General features: G+C 58.9%; 19 protein-coding genes. 5 read left to right on the plus strand and 14 right to left on the minus strand.

The annotated features are described in order from the left end of the window. Positions 1-123: 123 nt before the first annotated feature. Positions 124-753: a lysophospholipid acyltransferase family protein gene (locus FMN63_RS21735; protein WP_148586234.1), complete on the minus strand. Its 630-nt coding sequence runs from the start codon at positions 751-753 to the stop codon at positions 124-126. Positions 754-769: 16 nt separating this feature from the next. Here FMN63_RS21735 and FMN63_RS29905 point away from each other — a divergent pair, with 16 nt between their 5' ends. After that, positions 770-895: a hypothetical protein gene (locus FMN63_RS29905; RefSeq protein WP_286192724.1), complete on the plus strand. Its 126-nt coding sequence runs from the start codon at positions 770-772 to the stop codon at positions 893-895. Between the two features lie 134 nt (positions 896-1,029). On the opposite strand, the gene FMN63_RS21740 is transcribed toward FMN63_RS29905, so the two are convergent. The 6 genes from FMN63_RS21740 to FMN63_RS21765 form a co-directional block, all read right to left on the minus strand. Beyond that, positions 1,030-1,956, minus strand: a complete 927-nt coding sequence (locus FMN63_RS21740; RefSeq protein WP_148586235.1) for a phosphatidate cytidylyltransferase — start codon at positions 1,954-1,956, stop codon at positions 1,030-1,032. Then, positions 1,953-2,564: a CDP-alcohol phosphatidyltransferase family protein gene (locus FMN63_RS21745; RefSeq protein ID WP_148586236.1), complete on the minus strand. Its 612-nt coding sequence runs from the start codon at positions 2,562-2,564 to the stop codon at positions 1,953-1,955. The genes FMN63_RS21740 and FMN63_RS21745 overlap by 4 nt, the downstream gene beginning before the upstream one ends. A 141-nt stretch (positions 2,565-2,705) precedes the next feature. Then, the gene (locus FMN63_RS21750; protein WP_148586237.1) at positions 2,706-3,506 is read right to left on the minus strand and encodes an HpcH/HpaI aldolase/citrate lyase family protein; all 801 of its coding nucleotides are present in this window, start codon (positions 3,504-3,506) and stop codon (positions 2,706-2,708) included. Continuing rightward, positions 3,500-4,348 (minus strand): HTD2 family dehydratase, encoded by an 849-nt coding sequence (locus FMN63_RS21755; RefSeq protein ID WP_148586238.1) that lies wholly within the window; start codon positions 4,346-4,348, stop codon positions 3,500-3,502. The genes FMN63_RS21750 and FMN63_RS21755 overlap by 7 nt, the downstream gene beginning before the upstream one ends. 2 nt (positions 4,349-4,350) lie before the next feature. Continuing rightward, a complete protein-coding gene (locus FMN63_RS21760; RefSeq protein WP_148586239.1) occupies positions 4,351-5,448 on the minus strand; it encodes a CaiB/BaiF CoA transferase family protein in 1,098 nt (365 codons plus the stop codon). Continuing rightward, positions 5,448-6,608 (minus strand): acyl-CoA dehydrogenase family protein, encoded by a 1,161-nt coding sequence (locus FMN63_RS21765; RefSeq protein ID WP_148586240.1) that lies wholly within the window; start codon positions 6,606-6,608, stop codon positions 5,448-5,450. Before FMN63_RS21765 ends, FMN63_RS21760 begins: the two co-directional genes overlap by 1 nt. Positions 6,609-6,720: 112 nt before the next feature. Here FMN63_RS21765 and FMN63_RS21770 point away from each other — a divergent pair, with 112 nt between their 5' ends. After that, a complete protein-coding gene (locus FMN63_RS21770) occupies positions 6,721-7,662 on the plus strand; it encodes a LysR family transcriptional regulator (protein WP_148586241.1) in 942 nt (313 codons plus the stop codon). 212 nt (positions 7,663-7,874) lie between these two features. Then, entirely contained in the window at positions 7,875-8,600 is a 726-nt protein-coding gene (locus tag FMN63_RS21775) for a S1 family peptidase (RefSeq protein WP_148586242.1), read from the plus strand. A 16-nt stretch (positions 8,601-8,616) separates the two neighbouring features. Here FMN63_RS21775 and FMN63_RS21780 read toward each other — a convergent pair whose 3' ends face one another. Beyond that, complete coding sequence (locus FMN63_RS21780; RefSeq protein ID WP_148586243.1) at positions 8,617-9,321, minus strand: DUF1287 domain-containing protein; 705 nt, start codon at positions 9,319-9,321, stop codon at positions 8,617-8,619. A 253-nt stretch (positions 9,322-9,574) separates the two neighbouring features. On the opposite strand from FMN63_RS21780, the gene FMN63_RS21785 reads away from it, so the two are divergent. Then, entirely contained in the window at positions 9,575-11,044 is a 1,470-nt protein-coding gene (locus FMN63_RS21785) for a sensor domain-containing diguanylate cyclase (RefSeq protein WP_162530094.1), read from the plus strand. 85 nt (positions 11,045-11,129) lie between these two features. Here FMN63_RS21785 and FMN63_RS21790 read toward each other — a convergent pair whose 3' ends face one another. The 4 genes from FMN63_RS21790 to FMN63_RS21805 all read right to left on the minus strand — a co-directional run bounded on the left by FMN63_RS21790 (position 11,130) and on the right by FMN63_RS21805 (position 14,898). Next, on the minus strand, positions 11,130-11,609 hold the full coding sequence (locus FMN63_RS21790) for a YHS domain-containing (seleno)protein (RefSeq protein ID WP_148586245.1): 480 nt from the start codon (positions 11,607-11,609) through the stop codon (positions 11,130-11,132). A gap of 54 nt (positions 11,610-11,663) precedes the next feature. Next, the gene (locus FMN63_RS21795; RefSeq protein ID WP_148586246.1) at positions 11,664-12,521 is read right to left on the minus strand and encodes a cysteine hydrolase family protein; all 858 of its coding nucleotides are present in this window, start codon (positions 12,519-12,521) and stop codon (positions 11,664-11,666) included. Between the two features lie 198 nt (positions 12,522-12,719). Further along, complete coding sequence (locus FMN63_RS21800; RefSeq protein WP_148586247.1) at positions 12,720-13,607, minus strand: sensor histidine kinase; 888 nt, start codon at positions 13,605-13,607, stop codon at positions 12,720-12,722. A 280-nt stretch (positions 13,608-13,887) separates the two neighbouring features. Next, positions 13,888-14,898 (minus strand): AraC family transcriptional regulator, encoded by a 1,011-nt coding sequence (locus FMN63_RS21805; protein ID WP_148586248.1) that lies wholly within the window; start codon positions 14,896-14,898, stop codon positions 13,888-13,890. A 284-nt stretch (positions 14,899-15,182) separates the two neighbouring features. Between FMN63_RS21805 and FMN63_RS21810 the strand changes: the two genes are divergently transcribed. Beyond that, a complete protein-coding gene (locus tag FMN63_RS21810) occupies positions 15,183-15,752 on the plus strand; it encodes a TetR/AcrR family transcriptional regulator (RefSeq protein ID WP_148586249.1) in 570 nt (189 codons plus the stop codon). A gap of 144 nt (positions 15,753-15,896) precedes the next feature. On the opposite strand, the gene FMN63_RS21815 is transcribed toward FMN63_RS21810, so the two are convergent. Next, positions 15,897-19,625: an MAC/perforin domain-containing protein gene (locus FMN63_RS21815; RefSeq protein WP_148586250.1), complete on the minus strand. Its 3,729-nt coding sequence runs from the start codon at positions 19,623-19,625 to the stop codon at positions 15,897-15,899. A 1,542-nt stretch (positions 19,626-21,167) separates the two neighbouring features. Further along, positions 21,168-21,779, minus strand: a complete 612-nt coding sequence (locus FMN63_RS21820; RefSeq protein WP_148586251.1) for a LysE family translocator — start codon at positions 21,777-21,779, stop codon at positions 21,168-21,170. Positions 21,780-22,210: the final 431 nt, after the last annotated feature.

The following is a 22,210-nucleotide window of genomic DNA, read 5'->3' on the forward strand; positions in this document are numbered from 1 at the left end:
ATTGGTCCTCCTCAGCGTTGCGAAAGCTTGAAAATGAGCCTCACCTCCTGCGCTTCCGCGCCTTGACGAAGACCAATCCGCCTCAAACCATTTCATCTTTATTTATGGGGCCACGCCCCTGGACTACTCCCAGGGCGCGAAGGTCTTCTCCGTCGAGAGCGCGTTAAAGCGCTCCTTCAATTCGGTCATAAAATGAGTCCGGTCCTGATTCCAAGTTATTGGTTCCCCGACGAAAATATCGCAGAAGAACGGGACCAGCAGGAATGACCCCTTCGGCAAGGCCTTGCCGAGGCCATGGGTGAAGACGGGCACCACCGGAGCCTCCGGAAACCGTTCGGCAAGAAAGGAAACACCTTTCTTGAGATCCGTCATCTGTTCCGGTTCGCCGCGCGATCCTTCCGGAAACAGGATCAGAACCTTGCCCTGGCGCAGGACCTCGTAGCAGCCTTTCAGCGGGTCGATATTTTTCTCCTTCCGGCCCCGCTCCACCGGAATGATGCCGAGGACATGTTCCGACAGCCAGGCCTTGAGCGGCGATGAGAAGAAATAATCGGCTGCGGCCACCGGCTTGATGTCCTTCAGCTTCGACAGCGGCATCAAGGCCATCAGCACCATCGTGTCGAGGTGGCTGTTGTGATTGGCGACGATGATGGCCGGGCCGCTCGCCGGCAGCAGCTCCTTGCGGCGCACGTTCAGCCCCAGCAGGAAAAGGACGGCGATCTTGACGAAGATATAGAAGATCTTCTGGAGCATCAGTGGAGGTTCCTGAATGCTGACAATCGAGCGCTTGTTCCAGGTTCGTCCTCTCTATGGTCACCCCGGACGCAACGAAGCGGAGATCCGGGGCCGGGGAACCCAGGCGCATGATCAGTGGCTGCACCTTTCAGCCGATTGAACGGCTCCCCGATCCTGGCTCGCGCTGCGCTTGGCCGGGATGACGAGAGGAGAGGAGCGTGAGCATGGAGAAGAGAGAAAGAGAAGCCTGTCAACTGCGTGCGCAGCTTGAAAGCGGTCATCCTGACATCCTCTTCAGTAATAGAAATAACGGGTGAAGTGGAAGAACAGCGGTGCGGTGTAGGTCAGGCTGTCGATACGGTCGAGAATGCCGCCGTGGCCGGGGATCAGGCTGCCAGTGTCCTTGACGCCGAGATCGCGCTTCAGGGCCGATACGGTGACATCACCGACAAAACCGGCCACCGGGATCAGCAGGCCTGCGGCGGCAGCGTGGATCATGTCAAAGGGCGTGACAAGCGGCGCGGTCAGAAGCGCCAGCACGAAGGTGGTCGCGACGCCGCCCAGAAAGCCTTCCCAGGTCTTGTTGGGACTGACGCCCGGAATGATCTTGTGTCGGCCGAGCAGTTTGCCCCAGGTGTATTGGGCCACGTCATTGAACTGCGTCAGGAACAGGAGGTACAGCAACAGGCCCGGCCCGCCGGTGCTGTTGGTCTCGGTCGCCGGCAGGATCAGGAGGAAAGCTGCGTGGCTGATGGAGAAGACGCACAGCATCAGGCCCCAGTTGAGGGTGCCGACGGCCCGCAGGAAGCCTTCGGTCTGCTGGGTGAGCAGGCTGACAAAGGGCAGGAACAGGAACATGTAGACAGGAATGAACACGGCAAACATGCCGTAGTAGCTGTCATAGACCCAGAAATACTGGACGGGGATCGACATATACGCCCAGAACAGCACCCGTCTGTCGGCCCGGCGGGTGGGGATCATCGAGAAATATTCCTTCAGCGCGAGGAAACTGATCAGCGCAAAGACGATGATCGAGACCGTGTTGCTGACAAGAAACGAGACGGTGAAGATCGCCACCATCACCCACCAGCTGACGGTGCGCTGAACCAGCTCGCTCATGTTCCTGGCGGAGCGTTTCGAAATCAGGAAAACGATCACGCTGGCGAGGCAAAGAACGCCCCAGATGCCAATCAGCGCCCAATGGATGGTCAGGAGGTTCATGCGGGTTGTTTCTCCCTGATCGCGGCTCTTGCACGATTGAAGACAGTCACTGCGGAGAGCACCAGTCCAGCACTGAAGAGGATCTGGTATAGCAGAGGTGCGGTCAGCCCGAGGGCGATCAGAAATCCGCAGAGGCCGAAAAGAACCGCCCGGTCACTTTTGCCGAAGGGACCATCATACCGCCGGCTTGCACCGATCTGGACGCCGATCACGCCGGTCATCTCGCCGATGAGTGCCAGCACCACCACCCCGACGACAATCGGTCCATCGACAAAGGGCAGGAGCGCGAAGGGCAGGTAGAGCGCTGCGTCGGACAGAACATCGCCCAACTCGTTGAGCACCGCGCCGAGATCGGATTTCTGATCGTGCTCGCGCGCCAGCATTCCGTCGATGGCATTGAGACCCATGCGGATGAAGAGAACCAGCGGCAGCAGGATCAAGGGCAGGAAAGCACCGGGAAACATCCAGAGCAGCACGCCTTCGCCTACCGAAAGCCCAAGAGCTGCCAGCGTCACCTGATTGGCGGTCACCCCGTTTGCCGCGAGCGATCTGCACAACGGCCGAAGCAGGTCCTGAAAGCGGGATTTCAGTTGGTAAATCGTTGGCATTGCGTGTGCTTTCCCGAATGATTCCAGGAAAGATATAAGGACAGGCCCGCAGACGCACGCGCCAATTTAGGGGACTGCTGCCAGTTGCTGACATGGCATTGCCGACGCGTGTGGTGCTGCTGTCCGGTTCTCCCGGCAGGCTCAGGTATCGTTTCCTCGCGCGGAGGAGAGGACCGTGCGGGCCCGGATGCGAACAGGCTCATCAACCATCGTCCCGTCAACGTTGGCAGCGCCGTCTCCCGAGTCGAGAACACGTCTGGCCCACGCGATTTCGTCCTGGCTCGGGGCGAAGGCACGTCTGATCTCGGCAACCTGCTTCGGGTGAATGCAGAGCTTGCCTGTCATGCCGAGATCGCGCGCATGGGCAGCGTCCGCCAAAGTCTGCGCAGGATCGTCGAGCTGAGCCGTGACGCCATCTATCGGGGCGGCAATGCCGGCTAGCCGGGAGGCCAGAACCAGTTCGGAGCGCACTGGCAGCAGCACGTCTTTCAAGTGGGCGCAGCCGAGGTCGGCGCAATAATCGATGGAGCCGAAGGCCAGCCGAACGACCCCATCGGTGCTCGCAAGGCGGCGAGCATTGGCAAGCCCCCTGGCGCTTTCAACGAGCGCGATGATCGGCACCGCGCCACCCAGAGAGGCGTGGAGGGCCACAATCTCATCCGGGTCTTCCGCCTTTGGCAGAATGACGGCAGTGGGCATCGATTGGCGAAGGGCAAGCACATCTTCCTCATGCCATGCGGTCCCAGCTGTGTTGATGCGGACGAAGACGGGTTTGCCGGTAAAGCCCGTCGTCAGATTGGCGCGGGCAATATCCTTTTCGGACGCAGGGACGGCGTCTTCCAGGTCCAGGATAATCGCGTCGGCATCTGTCGCGGCAGCTTTTGCGAACCTGTCAGGCCGGTTTGCCGGAACGAACAGCGGTGCCTTTACTGCCGTCAACATGTGGCTACCGCTTCCATGGCAACCGGGCCGCCAAGTTGCGCGGTCCAGAGCTTCATGGTTTCGCCCTCCGCTTGCGCATTCACCGTGAAATCCGCTGTGTCGAATATGGCCGAGAGACTGCGGAACTGGAACGTTTTCGGCGCTTGCCCTTTGAGATCTGCCGCGAACTGGCACAGCAGCGTTGCCTGCAAGGGGCCGTGAACGATGAGGCCGGGATAGCCTTCGACGTCGCGGACATAGTCCTTGTCATAGTGGATGCGATGGCCGTTGAAGGTCATGGCCGAGTAGCGGAAGAGGTAGGCAGCCGACGGTGTGATCTGGACAGCGTGCTCGCCAGCCGGGGCAGCCTCCGGAGTTGTCTTGGTGGCGGCATCGCCCTGCGCCTCGCGATAAACGATGTCCTGGCGCTCGCTCAAGACAGGACGGCCATTTGACGTGAGTTCGTGGTTGACCGTGACGAAACAGAGCGGGCCGGTGCGCCCCTGCTTCAGGACCACGTCCTTGACGGTCGAGACCCGTCTGATCTCTTCGCCAATGCGGATGTCATCGTGAAAGGTAAACGCACCGCCAGCCCACATGCGTCGGGGCAGAGGCACGGGGGGCAGGAACCCGCCGCGGGCGGCGTGGCCGTCCGGCCCAAGACCAGCGGTCGGGACCGTGGGCTGGGCAAGGCAGAAATGGATCAGCAGCGGCGCGACGTCGCCTGGATTTTCGGTGGGGGGCTCGCCGGACGTCCTGTCGAAGGTTGCATTGAACTGGCGAACCAGTGCCGGGCTCAGCACCTCCGAGGACCTGTCGTTGTGTCCGATCCAGCCGCGCAGATGGTCAATGTCGATGTGCATGGTCATGCCTCCAGAGGCTTCAGGGCCGGGATCGGGCCGTAGCTGCGTTGTTCACCTGAAAAGAGGGCAGCGGGGGCCGGGAAGGAGACAGGCCCGTTCGGGCTGTCCACGGTGATCCGCCTCAGATGCGGATGGGTCGACAGGCCTTCCATGTCGTTGACGGAGGCCAATGCGATGTTGGCGTCTGTCAGCTGCCTGATGGCCGTTGCTGCGTCTAATTTCGCAAAGGCTTCGGCAACCGCGGCGTCCGTTTCCTTGCGGTTGTTCACCCGTTCCACATTGGTTGCAAACCGGGGGTGGGTTCCAAGTTCGGGTTTTCCGATAAAGTCGCTGCAAAGGGTTCGCCATTCGCGGTCGCTTTGAATGGCGATCAGGATTGCCGGGCCTTCTTTCGGCCGGAAGACACCGTAAGGTGCGATCGAGGGATGGGCGAGGCCGACCCGCTGCGGGCTCTTGCCACCTTCATGGTTGAGAAGCGGCACAGTCAACCAGTCGGCCAGAACATCGAACATGGAAACGGAGATCTGCGTGCCCTTGCCGGTGATGCCACGCTGAATCAGAGCTTCCAGAATGGCGGTATAGGCCGTTGCGCCAGTGGCGATATCGACGATGGAGATGCCGACACGGGCCGGTTCGTTCGGTCCGCCGGTAATCGAACAAAGGCCGGTTTCCGCCTGAATCAGCAGATCGTAGGCCTTGCGGCCGGACATCGGCCCGGTTTCGCCGAAGCCACTGATGGAACAGGTGATCAGGCGCGGATAATCCCGCACCAGCCGGTCCGGATCAAAACCGAGCCGAGCCAGAGCGCCGGGTTTGAGGTTCTGGATCAGAACATCGGCTTCCGCGATCAGGCTCGCCAGCTTTTGCTTGCCCTTGTGGGAGGCAAGGTCCAGCGTGAGACTGTCCTTGCCCCGGTTCAACCAGACGAAATAACTCGACTGGCCGTTGGCGACATCGTCATACCCTCTTGCGAAATCACCCTCCGGCCGTTCGATCTTGGTGACTGCGGCCCCGGCATCAGCCAGCCGGGAACTGGCGTAGGGGGCGGCGACCGCCTGTTCAATGGCGACAACCTTCACGCTCTCCAGCGGGAGGGCCATCAGAACGACCTCGGCAGGCCAAGCACATGCTCGGCGACATAAGACAGGATCAGATTGGTGGAGATAGGTGCCACCTGGTAAAGCCGCGTTTCGCGGAACTTGCGCTCGACGTCATATTCGCAGGCAAAACCGAAGCCGCCATGAAACTGGATGCAGGCATTGGCCGCTTCCCAGCTTGCCTTCGCGGCCAGATATTTGGCCATGTTGGCTTCCGCTCCGCAGGGCGCGCCTGCGTCGAACAGGCTGCAGGCCTTGTAACGCATGAGATTGGCCGCCTCGAGCTCGATGAAGGCTTCGGCAATGGGGAATTGCACCCCCTGATTCTGGCCGATCGGACGGCCGAAGACTTTCCGCTCACGCACATAGTCTGTCACCTTGTCGGTGAACCAGTAACCGTCGCCGATGCATTCGGCAGCAATCAGCGTGCGCTCTGCGTTGAGGCCGGTGAGGATGTATTTGAACCCCATGCCTTCCTCGCCGATGAGGTTTTCTTCCGGGATTTCCAGATCGTCGAAAAACAGCTCGTTGGTCTCGTGGTTGACCATGTTCAAGATCGGGCGCACTTCCATTCCAGATTTCATGGCCTGTCTGATATCGACGAGGAAGATCGACAGGCCTTCCGATTTTTTCTGTACATCGGCAAGGGGCGTCGTACGCGCCAGAAGGATCATCAAGTCGGAATGCTGCACACGGCTGATCCAGACCTTCTGGCCGTTGACGACATAACGGTCGCCCTTCTTCACGGCGGTGGTCTTGATCTTTGTGGTGTCGGTGCCCGTGCTCGGCTCGGTCACGCCCATGGACTGCAGGCGCAGCTCGCCTCTGGCGATTTTCGGCAGGTATGTCCGCCGTTGTTCCTCCGACCCGTGCCGCACCAGTGTGTTCATGTTGTACATCTGGCCGTGACAGGCACCGGAATTGCCGCCCGCTCGGTTGATTTCCTCCATGATGACCGAGGCCTCGGTGAGCCCGAGGCCGGAGCCGCCGTAGTCTTCCGGGATCAGCGCTGCCATCCAGCCTTCGTGCGTCAGAGCGTTGACAAATTCCTCCGGATAACCGCGTGCCTCATCGATCTTGCGGTGATATTCGGCGGGAAACTGGGCACACAGCACCCGGATGCCGTCGCGAATTTCCTGGTAGGTGTCGGTTTGGCTGGTCATGTCGGCTTTTCATCTGGGTGTTGGGTGACTTCAGTTAAGCCGGCGAAATGGTATTGAACAAATATATGTTTTGGATAGTTTCCATATAATTTTGATATGATAGTTTGCGGGCATGGATATCCGCCAACTCCGCTACTTTCAGGAAATCGTTGCGCAGGGCTCGCTGACACGGGCCGCCGAAAGCCTGCATGTGGCACAGCCGGCCCTGTCGTTGCACCTGAAGAACATGGAAGAGCAACTGGGCACCAGGCTGCTGACGCGCAGTCGTTCCGGCGTCACGCCGACGGAAGCAGGTGACCTGCTGCTGCAAAGGGCGCGGACGATCCTTGAGGATCTGGCGCGCACCGAAGACGATATCCGCAATCTGGAAGCTGATCCGTCCGGCATCGTGCGCATCGGCCTTCCGGGCACGATCAGCGCCATGGTGTCCCTGCCGCTGATAATGGCAGCGCGTGAGCGCTATCCGCGGATTACGCTCAACATCAATGAGGCCATGAGCGGCTTCGTGGGGGATTGGCTGAGCGAAGGCAAGGTTGACCTTGCCGTGCTCTACAGCCGGTCGAAGGAGCAGCGCATCCGGTCTGAATTGCTGCTGGAAGAAGAGCTTGTGGTGCTGTGGTCCGGCGAGGCCGGATGCCCGCCTGTCATGAGCCTTGGCGATCTTGAATCGGTGCCGATGGTTCTGCCCAGTGGCGCGCATGGTCTCAGGGTGTTGATCGACAGTACATTCCAGGCGCTGGGCTTTGCGCCCGATATCGCGATTGAAATCGATTCCTTCAACAACATCAAACGTCTGGTTGCTGTCGGGTTCGGCCCGTCGATCCTGCCGCTTTATGCGGTGACGGAGGAGGTGGCGGCTGGCGCCCTTTGTGTCAGCCGTATCGCGGCACCGGGGCTTTGGCGGGGCGCGCACCTGATGTCGCCCGGCGGACGGCCGGTCACGCGTGCGGTCGAGGCCGTGCACAGCGTGCTGCGCGATGTCATTCTGGATCTTCGCGACAGTGGCGCCTGGGCCGCTTCACGGCCACCGCAGTGTCTTCCGCCATCTCCTTGACGCAGTTTTGCTTTCTCGGCCCGCAAGTTGGGAGGCTGCCGGGAAATATGGCCGGTGCCGCCACACCCTTGTGAATTTTTCCGATTAGGCAACACTTGCGCGGAACAAAACACGCGGATGTATCGTTTACCCACGACTGCCCTATGGTGGTTCCGCAGGCAGTCTGTCGATCCTCGGCAGGGCTTCCCTCTTTTCCGGAGAATCTACTGAAGATGATCGACGCTGTCCTTTTGACGTCCCCCCGCATTTCCACGTTTGACGATCAAACCTATCTGACGAACGCCAGCAGCTTCTTTTTCGAGCGTGACGAGCGCCTTTTTCTGGTCACCAGCCGGCATGTGATGGTGGATGATCCCAGTGGGCACCACCCGTCCCGGATCGAAATCGAGCTGCACAACGACCCCGAAAACCTTGCCAAGTCCATCGGCTTTTCGATCCCGCTTTTCCGTGACGGCAAGAGCCTTTGGCGCCAGGGAGGGGATACGGCGGGCGATATTGATGTGGCTGTGATCGAGATAGAACGATCAGCCTTGCCTGAAAACATCCTCTACAGGGCCTTTGGACCGGAGCACCTCAGCGATCCGGAGGAGCACGTAGAGATCGGGTCTTCCATTCTGGTCGTCGGGTTTCCGCTCGGGTTTCATGACACGTTGCACCACATGCCGGTGGTCCGCCAAGCCGTCATTGCCTCGTCCTTCGGTTTCCGCTTTCAGGGAATGGGCTATTTTCTGACCGATGGCCGGACGCACCGCGGCACAAGTGGCGCACCGGTGGTCATGCGTAACAGCGACGAGGCGCTTGGCGACCTGCCCTGGAAACTGCTGGGTGTACACTCCGCCCGCCTGGATGTCGGTACGCGTGACCTTGAGCTGGATGAAGCGCTGGGTCTTAACTGCGCCTGGTATGCCGATATTCTCATGACCCTGACGGAACAGTAACGAGAGCCTTGCTCCGTCAGGCGGGTCTGAAGCGGTAATGGCCGGTGATCCGGAATTCGAAGAGCCGGTCTTCAAGTTGCGTGCCCGCTCCGATGTTGTGTACCAGCATCGGCCGTTGGCCGTCGCGGGACGCGCGATGGCTGACGATGGCGATATGCGGCAGGTTGCCTGGCAGCATCTGGGAAACGATGTCGCCGGGGGCGTAGTCCTCGGCGGTTTCGGTGATCGGAAGCGCAGCTCCTTGCCGCCGGAAGAAGGCCTGAAGATTGGGCACACGGCGGTGGTCGATGTTCTTGTCCGGTCGCTTGAGGCCCCATATCTGGGGATAGGAAGAAAAATTTGACTTCATGTCCGCATTGACGGCCGACTGGAGATCATAGCCGAAGGCATCGCGATAGGCCCTCACAACCACATCGGTGCAGACGCCACGTTCGCGCGGAAGATCGCCATCTGGAAAGGGCAGCGAGACGTAGGCCGGGTCGTAGATCACGGTGACGCCGATCTGGCTTTCCGCCGCCGCGATGAGTTCCCCGACCCATGCCTCGGGAGTGGCGAAACCGTTCGCCCCTGAAACCGGCGGCGGCGGAGAGGAAGGCCCGGCAAGCGCCGTACTGACGAACTTCAAACCGGTTTCAAGCTGATAGACGGGCGGCGCGTAAGCCGCGAGAACACCGCCCGATGACAGCAATCCGGACCCGATCAGGAATGTACGCCGTTTCATTTAAGACCTCTCGACAATTTGAAGAGGGAATACCCACGGACTGGGACCGGAATACGGCATAAAGAAAGCAGGTTTCCTTCCTTTGGGGAATTCTGAGCCTTCTGTCGTTGGGGAATTGGGCCAATTGCGTTTTTTTTGTTGTGTAAAATTTAATCTGTGAAGGCTTAACTGCAGAAAAAGGCGGTAAATGTTGACGGCAATTTGTAAAAGACTGCTTTCTTCGGCTCTGTTCGTTTGCTTGTCTTGGTTGGCCATGCCTGCCGAGGCCAAACGGGCATCCTTGTCCTATGAGCAGTTTTTCCTGCGTCACAGCGCAACGATGATGCTCATCGATCCGGAAACCGGCAATATTCTCGACGCCAACAACGCCGCGGAACAATTCTACGGGTTCGACAGGGACACGCTGCGAAGCATGTCCATTCAGAAAATCAACCAGCTAACACCCGAACAGGTTGAAGCCGAGCGTCAGCTTGCCAAGAGCGAGGACCGCAATTTCTTCATCTTCCGCCACAAGTTGGCAGATGGGTCTGTCCGGAGCGTGGAGGTTCATTCGACGCCGGTCGACTACGCCGGCAGGAAGGCACTGCTTTCCGTGGTGCACGACATCTCTGCCGACCGGGAGCGGCAGGAAGAGCTGTGGCATTACAAGAACCGCCTCGAGGAAATGGTTGACCGCAAAAGCGCGGAACTCTCGTCTGCCTATCAGGCGCATAACCAGTGGATGCTCGGTTTGGTCGGCACGCTTGGTGTGTTGCTCGTTGGTGTCTGTTTCCTGTTGCTTGAGCGCCATACCGCACACAAGCGCTTGCGGACTTCCGAGCAGCGTTTGCGGGATATCATCTTCGGCACCAACGTGGGCACCTGGGAACGTAACCTGCAGACCGGAGAGGCGATCTACAACGAACGCTGGGCAGAGATCGTCGGCTACACGCTGGCGGAACTGCGCCCGGTCAACACGGAGACCTGGCGGAGGCTGACCCACCCGGAAGATGTAGAAAAATCGGAACAGAAACTGGCTGAAGTCATTTCCGGCGAGAGGGAAGCCTACGACAGTGAAGTCCGTATGCAACACAAGGAAGGCCGGTGGGTCTGGGTGCTGGACAGGGGGCGCGTGGTCGAGTGGACCAAGGACGGAAAGCCTTTGCGCATGTCGGGAACTCACACGGACATAACACGTCTGAAGAAGACGGAAGAGGCTGTCAGGCGCCTGGCGATGACGGATCATCTGACCGGACTTTCGAACAGGGCGCATTTCAATGAGAGCCTTGAGGACGCCATTGCCGTCGCAGTCGGGGAAGACCGCAAATTTGCGCTGATGATGCTGGATCTGGACATGTTCAAACCGGTCAACGACCGCCACGGACATCCGGTGGGAGACGCGCTGCTGCAGGTCGTTGCCTCCACCATCAAGCGCTGCACACGCGAGGGGGACGTTGTGACCCGGCTCGGGGGAGATGAGTTCGCGGTGATTGTCGGCAATTACGAACAGGAAAAGGACGTCCTGGCCTGTGCGGAGCGCATTGTCCGGCAAGTCTCAAGGCCGATGGACATCAAGGGCAACAGGATCAATATCGGTATCAGCGTCGGTATATCGTTCTTTCCCGACGATGCAGATGACGCAAAGTCACTGATCATCCACGCCGATCAGGCGATGTATGAAGCCAAGAAGAGCAGCGTGAACGTGCTGACCTATGAAGCTTTCAGGCTGCGTGCCGCGAGCTAGCAGGCGTGCTGCCAACCTCGGTTTGTAGCCACGCAGGACGAGCCCCGGCTTGGGGCCCGTCCTTTTTTGAAGCGGCAATGGCCGATCAGAGATCGCTGATCGCGGTCTCGCGGATTTCCGGCCATTTGGCGTAGGCGCCGGCGAGAACCTCGTCCTTCTGTTCCAGGTATTTGTCGAAGATGACGGCATTGACGAAGAGGTACAGTTTGCCGTCGACGATGTCGGCGAAGCGGACGTCGCCATCCAGTTTCTTGCCAACATAGATGCCGAAGGCGCAGAAGCCGCCGAACTGTGGCAGGAAGCTTTCCGGTGCAGCGTCGAACTGTTCCTTGGTTTCGGCGGTGGCGAAGTAATAGTCGACGCCATCATGGCTGGAGGTGTGGACCGCATCCCCCGTGCCCGGCGCGGTGCCTGCGAACATCGATACCGGGTCGACGCCATGCATGCCCAGCGGGTTGCCGTTGAGGGTCAGGCCATTGGCGACGTTGTATTCATCGGCGGCGAGGGCGGCGGTGGACAGAACAAGGGCTGCGGCCAGGGCCGGAAGTGCAAATTTGAATTTCATCGGTTTGATCCAGTCTTGGTTTGGAGAAAGTAAGGTTTCAGGGAGAGAGAACGGTCAGGCGGAACGGGCGATGCGCTCAATCGCGTCGTCGGTCCACCAGACGCCGTTGGCGACCATGCGGAAGTTGATGATGGCGGCGAGATAGCCGTCGCCCTCGGGCACCTTGGCGCCTGCGGTCGCATCACGAACCACTGCGACTTCGAAGCCGAGTTCCAGCAGTTCATAAAGATGGGCCTGTGTGCACAGGTTCGCGGACATCCCGGCCAGGATCACCTTGTCGATGCCGCGTTTGCGCAGTTGCAGGTTCAAGTCGTTCTGCGCCGGGCTGTATACCTTGTGCGGCGAGCAGATGACGGTTTCGCCGTCCTCGATGTATTTCTTGTACTGCGGCATCCAGTCGGCGCCGGAGCCTTCGAAATTCTCCAGGGAAAGCGGGCTGGGGCGGTCAAACATGCCGATGGAATGCATGGTCTTTTCCAGCGTGCCTTCGAACTGCCATTTGTGGTCGTGCGGATAGTAATAGTGAGGCGAGATGAACACCGGCATCGACGCGGCCTTTGCCGCCTTGAACAGCCGTTCAATGTTGTCGACCGTGCCCTGCTCGGTGACGCTTTCGCCAACAACGCCCCAGGTAACGCCATCTTCGGACAGGAAGTCGATCTGCGGATCGGTGACGACGAGTGCGGTGCGCCCGGCGGCAATTTCCATGTCGATCTGCGGCAGGCCGGGCTTTTCCGGATCGGCGTAAAGCGCACGGGCTTCTTCGGTTGCGGCTGTGGCAGGGCCGGTGGCCATGGCGACGGCGCCTGCCGTTGCTGCACCTGCAGCACCTGCAAGCAGCCGGCGGCGGGCGTGGTCGACCGTTTCCGGGGTCGCGCAGCAGCCGCAGGCCTTGTCCTTTTCGTTGTCCATGTGTGTCTCCTTTACTGGGGTTGGACGAGGTTTGAGTTGGACAGCGCTTCGCCTTGAAACGCTGTCAGGTCCGTTGCCGGTCACCGGGTGCCCGAAGGCACGGCTCTCCCGTTCCCGGCAAGGGAGCCGGGGCGGTGTCGGGTTTGGGCGACGTTCCTTGGGGAAGCGGCACCGGCGCGCCGGTGCCGGAAGTTGAAATCAGAGTGCGGCGAGGTCCTGCGCCTTGGCGGCGCGCCCGGGAAGCTTTCGGCGGATCGATGCCGGTTTCGCGTCATTGGCGGGCAGGGCCGGCAGGCGCACCGTCAGAACGGCGCCCGTATTGTGACCGTCGCCACCATTCCGGGCGGAAATCCTGCCGCCATGCCGTTCGGCAATCAGCCGTGCGATCCAAAGCCCGAGGCCGGAGGAGGGGCCGGGCCGAGTGGCTTTTGCGGACAACCGGGTGAAGGGACGGAAGGCCCGCGCAAGATCGGCGGCGGTGAAGCCCAGGCCCTGATCGCTGATGCGGATGGTGACCGTGCCATCTTCGCCCGGAGCGATAGCGCAAAGAACGGTTCCGTTCTCCGGGCTGTGGCGCACAGCGTTGCCGATGAGATTGTCGAGTGCCTCGAACAACAGTTCCGCATCGCCGCAGATCAGGCAGGGAGAAAGGGGAGCTATCTCCAGAGTGACCGCATGGCGGCGGGCAAGGGGCTGGTTGACGGAGGCGGCCAGTGACAGCACCTCGGCCAGATCGACCGGACGCAACACGCAGGACAGCGGGTCGCGGCCTTCCGAACCTCGCCTGACCAGGGCACTGAGGCTGGCTGTCAGATGGTCCAGGATGCGGTCGGCCTTGGCAGCGTTTTCGGCAATTGCGGGCTGACCTTCCCACGTGGCGCATTGGGCAATGTCCTCGATCAGCAGCGAGAGGTTTGCCAGCGGTCCTCTGAGATCATGGGCGACGATGGAAAGCGTTCTGCCGTAGGCATTGTTGTCGGCTGATTTATCGGCGGCCCTGTCGGGCAGGGTCCGTACCGCCGGGCGCGGCGCAGTTGCAAAATCATGGGTGGCCGGACTGCGGGCCGTGATCTGTTCGATAAACATGAGGCGCTCCTTGTCTCAAAAGCCCTGGAGCGCTGCGGGAAAATGCCCGGGGTGACCGCTCCGTCGTTCGATGACCCATGAATAAGCTGGAATGGCCTGTGCGGTATCGGCCCGGCCTGCCACTGTTTTGGCCCTATCTGCCAAGCCGGGCAAAACCTGCCAAAAGCAGGTAAACAGGAAAAGACCCGGCCAGTCTTGGCCGGGTCTTTTCCTGTCCTGCAGGGGAGGGATCTAATGGGGATCGCGGGGGCTTGGTGACAGCCGGTGGCAGCCGATAGCTTCAGGCGGTCGCAGACTGCTGGCGGAATTGCGCCGGAGGCTGGCCGACCCAGCGCTTGAAGGCGCGGGTGAAGGTGCTCTGTTCGGAAAAGCCGGTCAGAAAGGCGATTTCGGCAATGGAGCAGCTGCTGCCGGCCAACAGCTCCCGGGCCAGTTTCGTCTGCGCTTCGCGCAGCATGTCGCGATAGGTCAGACCTTCTTCTGCCAGGCGGCGATACAGGGTGCGTTCGCTCATGCCGAGGTCCTGGGCGATGGCGGCCGCTGAAGGCACTCCACTGCTGAGGGTTTTCGACAGGCGGTTCAGAAGATCGCGCGTCAAGGCGCTGCCGGCAGGCAGCGCGTCGATTTCCGTATCCAGATGATCCGTCAGGAAGCTGCAGACGCCCTTATCGCCAAGCCGGTTCGGCAGGTCCAGCATCGGCCGCCTCATCACGATCGCGTCCTTTGCCGCACCGAAGTGGACAGGGCAGCCGAAAAAGGCCGCGTAGCGCTCCGCCTCGCCCCGGCAGGGGTGGCGAAAGGTGACCGCCTCAAACTGCAGGCGCGGGCCAATCTGGGACAGCAGATTATGGGCAAAGCCGGCAAGGGCACATTCATTGCGAAGATGCAGGATGGGTTGGGGCGAGGTCTGCCCGGCAATGGAGAAGACGGCAAGCGGGCCGTCCGTTTCAAGACAATAAACGGCCGTGTCGGTCACCAGCCGGAAGTAACGCTCGATCAATTGCAGCGTGTTGCGCAGGGTGGGGGCGGTCTTGACGGCAAGACCCAGCACACCGAGATCGTCCGGCTTGATCTTCTGCGCATAGGCAAACACCAGTCCGGTCTCGTCCGGATACCAGCTGCGAATCCAGGTGAGCAGATCGAAATGGGCCGTGTCCGGTATCCGGTCATCCTCCGTGCGAAGGACGTAGCGAACGGCGCCATCAGCTGAAACGAGCTTGCCTTCGCTGGTCATCGTCAGGCCGGCGGTGGTGGCCATGGCACGGGCAAAGGCTGCAATGACACTGGGCATCGTCAAACCCCTTGTGCAGGAGGGTGAGCCAGGGCAGGGCCCCGGAAGAGAACGGGGGGCTTCGGGCAGGAAAGGCAGCACTCCGGACCTGTGCCGGTACGCATTGCGATCTGAATTCCCGACATGTTCCCCTCCCGTCTTTCTGACCGAAATCGTCACGTTAAGGAATTTATACAGACAGGTCTGTCTAGTTGTCAATATGCTGTGATACGCTCGTGTGAGGATGGACGAGCAGGCGGCGAATGGGATAAGAAAATATACAAACCTGTCTGTATATGGAGAAGATGGTGCAATCACGCCGAGACGAGCTCGTGGATACCGCCCTCAGGCTGTTCTACACCCGCGGGTTCAACGCGACCGGAATAGACAAGATCCTCGCCGAGGCGGGGGTGGCCAAGATGACGCTCTACAAACACTTCCGCTCGAAGGAGGAGCTTATCCTGGCCGCGCTCAACCGCCGGGACGAGCAATTCCGCAACTGGCTGATGAGCGAAATGGAAAAAGCCTCAGCCAACCCAAGGGAGCGGCTTCTGGCGATGTTCGATGCGCTTGAGGACTGGTTCAACGGCCGTGCGTTCAAGGGGCTGGGCTTCAATGGCTGCGCCTTTATCAATGCCGCGAGCGAATTCGGCGACCATCAGCATCCGATCCACCGCACCGCGGCCGAGCACAAGCAGAGGATCGTTGATTATCTGGAGCCGCTCTGCCGTCAGGCGGGGGCGGAAGATCCCGTGGCCCTTGCCGAGCAGCTCGCCCTTTTGAAGGAAGGTGCCATCGCAACGGCCCAGGTGCGCGGGATGCCGGCTGCCTCCAGAACCGCAAAGGCCATTGCCGAAACGTTGATCCCAGCCTGAGGAAGGGCGTTCGGCGGGCCGTTTGGCAATCGGGCGCTCCCGCACCAAACACTGTCACGACAAAGGCGGTTGGCGTTCATGCAGGCGCGCAAGGCGCCTGCAATCCTTCTTTTCCATCGTGCGAGGAGGACATGAATGCCTCGCCTATTCCTCCCAGATCGAAAGCTCGTAGTGAGCCTGACTGCCCTCGAGCGGGATTTTGCCTTCAAAAAAGGTTACCTCTCCCGGGACAACCTCGCTCAGGGGGAAGGTTTTCTCCGGGATGTTCTTGCTGAATCTCTTCCGGCCGGCGTTTCCGCGGTTCAGTGACACCTGCCCATGGAGATACAGTGAACCATTGCGGATATAGTCTGCCGAGGTCTTTGGCAGGCAGTGATAAGGGTTCTGGTCCAAAAATATGTACTTCAGATTTTTGCTGAACTGCGAGTTATTCAGGTCGACGACAGAATAAGCCTCGCTGTTGAGCGGTTTTCCATTCGTACCGGCAACACTGAGAAACAGTTCGCCGTCCGCCCGTGTAATATCTCCCACAGGGCCCAGGTTGACCTCCAGCAAGTCCATCTGAAAACAGATCTTTCGTTCCTTCGATGGATCAAGCACGTCGAGCCGTCGGGGGTCGGAGGTCACTTCTTCGACGCCAAAGCTTTTGAAATAGGCGCTGACCGCTTTTCTCAAGATTGCGTTCTTGAGCCCGATTTCCGGGTCGTCGGGAAAGAAGACCGGGGTCAGAATGTCGTATATCGGCCGAAAGGAGATATTCACGGGTGCCGGGCGTTCCGGCACGGTCTTGATCCAGGAGCTGTAGACTTCGGACAGGTCTCCACCGACAGTCCATTTCTCGTAGTTCGCGACCTCGTTTATGTCCTTGTTCTCGGCGGCGCTTTCGTCTTCGTTTTTCAGGCCGCCACCGAGCTGCACCTTCTTGAGCGTCCCCGATGCTTCCACGGCAAGCGTGTCGCCCACCTGGGTGCCGCGCTGATAGATATCCTTGGTAACCTCGGTCTTCGCGAAAAACGTACCGCCATATTCGATCCGCTCGGAAAAGTGGGTGCCAAACCTCTCCAGAAAGGCGAGAAGGTCATCGGGCTGCCAATTGACGGGAAGTTGCTCCACGGCCTTGCGGAAATCGGGGGAAAGCCTTTGGCGCAAAAGATCATTGCCGAATTGCAGCCAGCGCATCTGCATTTTCAGGACGTGCAGACGTACATCGCAGCGGTCCAGAATATAGAGTTTCTCGCTGCCGGTGGCTGCAGTGTTGACCTCCTTGTGAGACTTGCTCAATGAGAAGGAGCCCACGCTCGGGACCCCGACGGACCCGCTGTAGCTTGTGCTGGAAAAGTCCCGCAAGTCGTCCATGGTCTTGACCATCTTGGATTCGACCGTGCACTCGCCCGAACTGCCGCCCTCGTTCTGGTTGTTGACCCCGAAGATCTTCTTGGAATTGAGTTCGACCGCCTGTCCGGCTGCGTCTTGATAGACAAAGCTGAACAGGGGCGCGTCGCTGTTGATGCCGGCCTCGCCGGAGCCGAAGTTGAGAGGGTCGGTCTTCAGAAGATTGTAACCTCGTCCCAACCAATCAAAGCTGGGTGGCGCCCAGGTCAGGTTGAACATCCCCCGTTCGAAGGCGGCCTTGGAGGGATCCATGTCGTCAAAGTGGAGCGGCAGATTGTACCACTCGCTTTCATAGCGGGGGGCCGAGCCGCAGATGCCGCGCTTTAACACCAGACCGTTTTCGCCCACCCGCCGTGCGGAAAACAAACCACCGACGAATTTCTTGCCAGGTTCGGGCGAAAACCCGTCTTTGCACTCGTAACCGCCATCTCCAACCGGGATCCACCTGCCGAAAGCTTCTCTCTGGTCGGCACAGCCCTTGAAAGCCGAAGCGTCATTGAATGCTCCGTCGCCAATATTCATCGAACCGGCAATCTTGCCATCGCCCTGTTCGACAAAGGTCACGTATCTCGTGCCGATCATGTTCGGATCCGGAATGGCAGAGTTCTTTTCATCAATCCAGGTGCCTGTGATTGCAACCGACTTTGCAAGGTCTTTGGTGTCGATTTCCTGGTTGACGTCCTCCGTCACACGAAAGCGGGCGTATTCGCTGATGGAATGGGGCACATTTGGACGACGCAGGACGATCAGGTCGCCCTTGTAGAGTTTGAATGGAATGTTGCTGCCGGTCTCGATCGCGCCTTCGGGGATGGCAACTTCACGGCCTTCCGTGTCGACATAATAAAGTTCCAGCGCGCGGCTCGACGAGTTGTACAAACGGACGTTCTTCGCCTTCTTGTCGTTCTCGTCCGGTGTCGAAACGAGAAGCGGGTCGTCGAAAGCCGTCATTTTCAGGTTGATGTTCAGTACCTGACCATCTTTACCCCCGAGTGCGGTGCTCCAGATCCTCTGACCTGCAAAGACGCTTTCGGAGCCAGCGCGGGCAATCAGGGCCGTGTTTTCTGGCCGGCTGAAGTTCTTGTCGAGCTGTTCAAGCGGTTCCAGCCGGGTCAGGAGTTCTTCATTTCCCAAAGGCGTAACGGCATAGACATCCAGAGGCTTGCAAGCGGAATTGGCCAATTGAAACATGACATCGCGAGGCCGGGAAAGATCAACAACCCGGTTCATCTTTCTCGAGACATCAATCGATGTGAAAATATCACCAACGGTCACGTCTTCCGGATCGATATCTCCAGGCCAGACGATCGATTTCGTTCCCAGGCGCGCCAGCACATTTACGGTGGAATGCGGCTTCACCTGTTTCGGGCCCACGAGTTCGGTCCCTTTCAAACCCGAAAACCAGAGTGTTTCGTCGCTGCGGTTGTAGCCGATGTAGGGCAGCACACCGGCAGTCTTGTCTTCAGCGAGTTGCTTTGATGCTTCCAGGAATTTGGCCGCCCTTGTCCGGTCGGGTTCATCAAGGACCGACAGATCGATCCCGCGCGGCAGAGAAACAACAGTGTCATCTTCCGGACCGAAGATCGCGACGGTCTGGTCGTTGCTGTCGAGAACGCGGTAGGTGCCGATTTCCTGATCGAACTCTGCACCGGAGAGAATTCTCAGCTCCGCACCCGCCCTGGCCTTGATTTCGATCTTCTTTTCCGGATCGAGGTTGGCGAGCCGCATCAAGGAAGTATCCGTTACCTCGTCTATGGTGATCGGCAAGTCGAAGAAGTTGAATACTTCAACAGGCGCCAGGACTTCTGCCGGTCTGAGTATCTTGTCCAGAGAGAAGGTCTGCGTCTTGTCCAGGCCGACTGTATAGACTGTGAACAGGGACTTGTCGTCCGTCTGCAGGAAGACTTCTGTTCCAGGTAGCAGGTCGAAGGGCGCGGTTTCTCCGGAAGGGATGCGGCCGATCTCGGTCTGATCTGTCTGCTCCTGCGGATCTGGCAGGAAAACCACCACGTCCGTTGTGGAGGTATTGGTGATCTGAAGTTCCACGGGGCGGAAATACCGTGCATCGGGGACGTGCAGAGGCAGGTCCGCTGCATCGGCGCCGATCGTGAATTCGAAAAAATGGGTATTGTCGCGGGCATCGTCTGCAGCCGCGTCACTTTCGTAGGCGAAGACCCGGTCACCGGTCTTCAGGTTCAGTGCCACTTCATAAAAGGGGGGCAGGGAAAAGCCAGTAGAGATCAGTTCCGCATCCGGTTCGGCACCTCGGACGTAAAGGTCGATAGCGCTTTCCCCGTCGTTGACGAAGGTGACTTCCATCGTCGTTTCGGGCGCTGGTTCTGCGTCAGTGGCTCCGGTCGCCGCGGTCGCAGCACCTTCGACCTCCTGTATGATGGCACCAGTCGGTGTCTGTTGCGCGAGCACGGGTTGGGAGAGCAAGACCCCCGAAATCAGGCCGAGAAGGGGAAGAAACTGAGATCGCATGAGAAACCTTCTTTTTCAAAATGAAATTGATCCGGTGGCCATGAAGTTTCGAAGGAAGGGTCCAGGAAACGACCTTTACCCTTTCCTCCGCTCCTAAGGTTACCTGGGGCCTTTGCCAGGGTGTTTGGGCTTGCCACCGGGATTCTGTAGCGCGCCTAAATTTGCAACCATCTTGGAGACGTTGCCGCTTGCCTGCGGTCCGCGGGCCGGTTGGCTGGCCTGACCCCGTGGCTGCGCCGGTGGCGTGGAAGGCGATGCGTTGCCTTGGGCGTTGCGGGGTCCGGATGAAGCGCGCCCTCTGCTGCCTGTCTGTTGTCCAGATGCGCTTGCCGCCGAGGCAGAAGACGGGGCGTTGTTTGCTCCCAACGTTCGCCGTTGCTGAGAGGAAATCCCTTGAGGGTCCCCCTGCCGTGCCCGGGTCACGCCCCTAACTGTCTTGTCAATTTGATCCAACCATGGCGCAGAGCCGGTTTGGGGGGGCGCAGCGCCGGTTTGGGGTGGCGTGGAGGGCGGAGGAGGGCGTGTATAACCAGGTGCTGCTTGCCCTTTCGCTGTCGTCTGACCCGCTCCACCTTGAGCGAGATGGGGTGGAACATCGGGTAGCCTATGAGCAGAAGGCGGGGGCGCCGGGGCGCGCGTCGTGGCGGGCGGTCGTGCGGGCAATTTGCCAAAATGCGCGTTGCCCGGACCTGGCTGCGGCCGCTGAGGAGGCCGGTTGAGATTTGTTTTGGTCGCCTTCGATGGTTGTTGCGGTGGTCTGGAGGGCTGAGGTGCCGAGGCGACCACTCGTGCTTGGGCGGGGGGCCTTTGATCTCTTGGACGGTTCGCTGGTGGTTGTGCTGCAGCGCTCGAGCTTGCTGATGAGCCGTTGTTGGCACCTGCACCTTGAGGCTGGTTTTTTAGTAAATGTCTTTTGTGTTTGGCGATTTGGAAATTCAGGTTGTTTTGAAGATCCTTAAGATGTTGTCTTCCGATTCCGACTTGTGTTCTAAGGGCATTCATTTCCTGATTTGTTTTCTTGAGAAGATTTTTCTGTTCTTGTTCTGATAGTTTTTCTCTTTTTATCGTCTCCCGATATCTATCATCGATTGTCTTCATTCTTCTTTGTATTTCAGATATGCGCCTTTCAGACTCCTGAATTGCGTTGTTAGTGTTTGCAATTTGTCGACGAAGATCTCTCTCGGAAATACTCGGATCCATGGCTTGCGCGGAATGGATAGACACCTGTCCGAGCAACAGAACTGGAATGACAATTTTGAGGAGATAAGAGACCACTTTCACGAGGCAACCGCCTGAAGAGCGATTCCTTATGGTACTTCTCTCTTGGAAATGACTAGCTGTATTGATCATGTCAATCATACTCTTCCAGGTTGCGTTTGGGGCCGGTGATGTTGTCTTGTCAGTGAGCACCCACGCGACGCTCACCCCTTGTTCGTCTCCAATCACGTCGTTCAACGACTTGGTTCTGATCTGGTCCGGGAGCTGGTATTGCGATGCCGTTTCAAGCATTCTGACGATTTGATAAGTATAAACCTTGGCGCATTAGAAGAACTTCAGGAATGCGCGCGCACCCAAAATCAATAGTGTTGTGCCAGAAACATAGTTTACGACGTTGGAAATACTTTTTTTTACGGACAAAACTCTGGTGGCCACCATCCAGAGAATGAGGCCACATGCGGAGGAGGTCAGGACAACGGGTATGCATAAAAGCAGGCTTGCGGCGTGGGGTTCGTCTGTCATCTGAAACAGGAAGCCGGGAAAAAGGGCGGCAAAAAACATGAACGCAAGCGGGTTTGCCAGACCGATCCAGGCCCCTTTCACGGCATAATGGGCGTAGCGGCAAGTGGGGGCGTGTGCCATCTTGCTGAAATTCATTTCCCGCAAAATGCTGAAGCCAAAATAGGCAAGCATGAGTCCACCGGCCAATTGCATGGTGTGAATAAGAAAAGGACTGACTTCCAGTAGTCTGACCGCAAAGAAAACCGCCAGAACCAGCCATACGAACTCGGCAACAAGAATGCCGGTAAGCGAAGCAACGCCGCCCAGAAAACCTGAGCGGGTTGTCGCGGCGCTGACAAAGGCAACGTTCTGCCCGGGCGCAATCGATGAAGCAAATTTTGTCGCCGCAAGGGCAAACCATATTTCGGTAGACATCTTTCCTCCTGGCAATGGCTCTTGCGTAACAAATGTTTCCGTTGCGTGATGTGAACGTGTTCACACCTGGGGCATTTTTCGAAACACTGGAGATGCACGCCTGAAGATGCGCCCCTCGCTGGTGGAGGCCGTGGGAAAGCGGCGCCAGTTTTTCGCGAAAACGAAGTGGCTTGAAAAGCGAGGAGGTGGCCGCCTCAATCCGGAAGACCTGAAGCAGAGGAATCGGGACAAGGTCGTCAGCCAGACCTGTGGCTGCTGACTGTCGCTGAGCGTGGCGTTTGTTGGCTGTCTCAAAGAGGCTCAATAGCGATGAATGGTAGGCTCGCTATGAAGACACAGCCTGTTCTAAGGGATGAGTTCACATATGAAATTCAGCCCGAGTGTTTAACTCAACGAGGCAAGCACGGACAAACCACTGCCAGATGGAGCGA

This window comes from Stappia sp. BW2 (assembly GCF_008107695.1).
GTDB lineage: Bacteria > Pseudomonadota > Alphaproteobacteria > Rhizobiales > Stappiaceae > Roseibium.

Bases quoted from the DNA above. Each gene is read 5' to 3' on its own strand.
- FMN63_RS21735 (WP_148586234.1), bottom strand. From the start codon at position 753: ATGCTCCAGAAGATCTTCTATATCTTCGTCAAGATCGCCGTCCTTTTC.
- FMN63_RS29905 (WP_286192724.1), top strand. From the start codon at position 770: ATGCTGACAATCGAGCGCTTGTTCCAGGTTCGTCCTCTCTATGGTCAC.
- FMN63_RS21740 (WP_148586235.1), bottom strand. From the start codon at position 1,956: ATGAACCTCCTGACCATCCATTGGGCGCTGATTGGCATCTGGGGCGTT.
- FMN63_RS21745 (WP_148586236.1), bottom strand. From the start codon at position 2,564: ATGCCAACGATTTACCAACTGAAATCCCGCTTTCAGGACCTGCTTCGG.
- FMN63_RS21750 (WP_148586237.1), bottom strand. From the start codon at position 3,506: ATGTTGACGGCAGTAAAGGCACCGCTGTTCGTTCCGGCAAACCGGCCT.
- FMN63_RS21755 (WP_148586238.1), bottom strand. From the start codon at position 4,348: ATGCACATCGACATTGACCATCTGCGCGGCTGGATCGGACACAACGAC.
- FMN63_RS21760 (WP_148586239.1), bottom strand. From the start codon at position 5,448: ATGGCCCTCCCGCTGGAGAGCGTGAAGGTTGTCGCCATTGAACAGGCG.
- FMN63_RS21765 (WP_148586240.1), bottom strand. From the start codon at position 6,608: ATGACCAGCCAAACCGACACCTACCAGGAAATTCGCGACGGCATCCGG.
- FMN63_RS21770 (WP_148586241.1), top strand. From the start codon at position 6,721: ATGGATATCCGCCAACTCCGCTACTTTCAGGAAATCGTTGCGCAGGGC.
- FMN63_RS21775 (WP_148586242.1), top strand. From the start codon at position 7,875: ATGATCGACGCTGTCCTTTTGACGTCCCCCCGCATTTCCACGTTTGAC.
- FMN63_RS21780 (WP_148586243.1), bottom strand. From the start codon at position 9,321: ATGAAACGGCGTACATTCCTGATCGGGTCCGGATTGCTGTCATCGGGC.
- FMN63_RS21785 (WP_162530094.1), top strand. From the start codon at position 9,575: ATGCCTGCCGAGGCCAAACGGGCATCCTTGTCCTATGAGCAGTTTTTC.
- FMN63_RS21790 (WP_148586245.1), bottom strand. From the start codon at position 11,609: ATGAAATTCAAATTTGCACTTCCGGCCCTGGCCGCAGCCCTTGTTCTG.
- FMN63_RS21795 (WP_148586246.1), bottom strand. From the start codon at position 12,521: ATGGACAACGAAAAGGACAAGGCCTGCGGCTGCTGCGCGACCCCGGAA.
- FMN63_RS21800 (WP_148586247.1), bottom strand. From the start codon at position 13,607: ATGTTTATCGAACAGATCACGGCCCGCAGTCCGGCCACCCATGATTTT.
- FMN63_RS21805 (WP_148586248.1), bottom strand. From the start codon at position 14,898: ATGCCCAGTGTCATTGCAGCCTTTGCCCGTGCCATGGCCACCACCGCC.
- FMN63_RS21810 (WP_148586249.1), top strand. From the start codon at position 15,183: ATGGTGCAATCACGCCGAGACGAGCTCGTGGATACCGCCCTCAGGCTG.
- FMN63_RS21815 (WP_148586250.1), bottom strand. From the start codon at position 19,625: ATGCGATCTCAGTTTCTTCCCCTTCTCGGCCTGATTTCGGGGGTCTTG.
- FMN63_RS21820 (WP_148586251.1), bottom strand. From the start codon at position 21,779: ATGTCTACCGAAATATGGTTTGCCCTTGCGGCGACAAAATTTGCTTCA.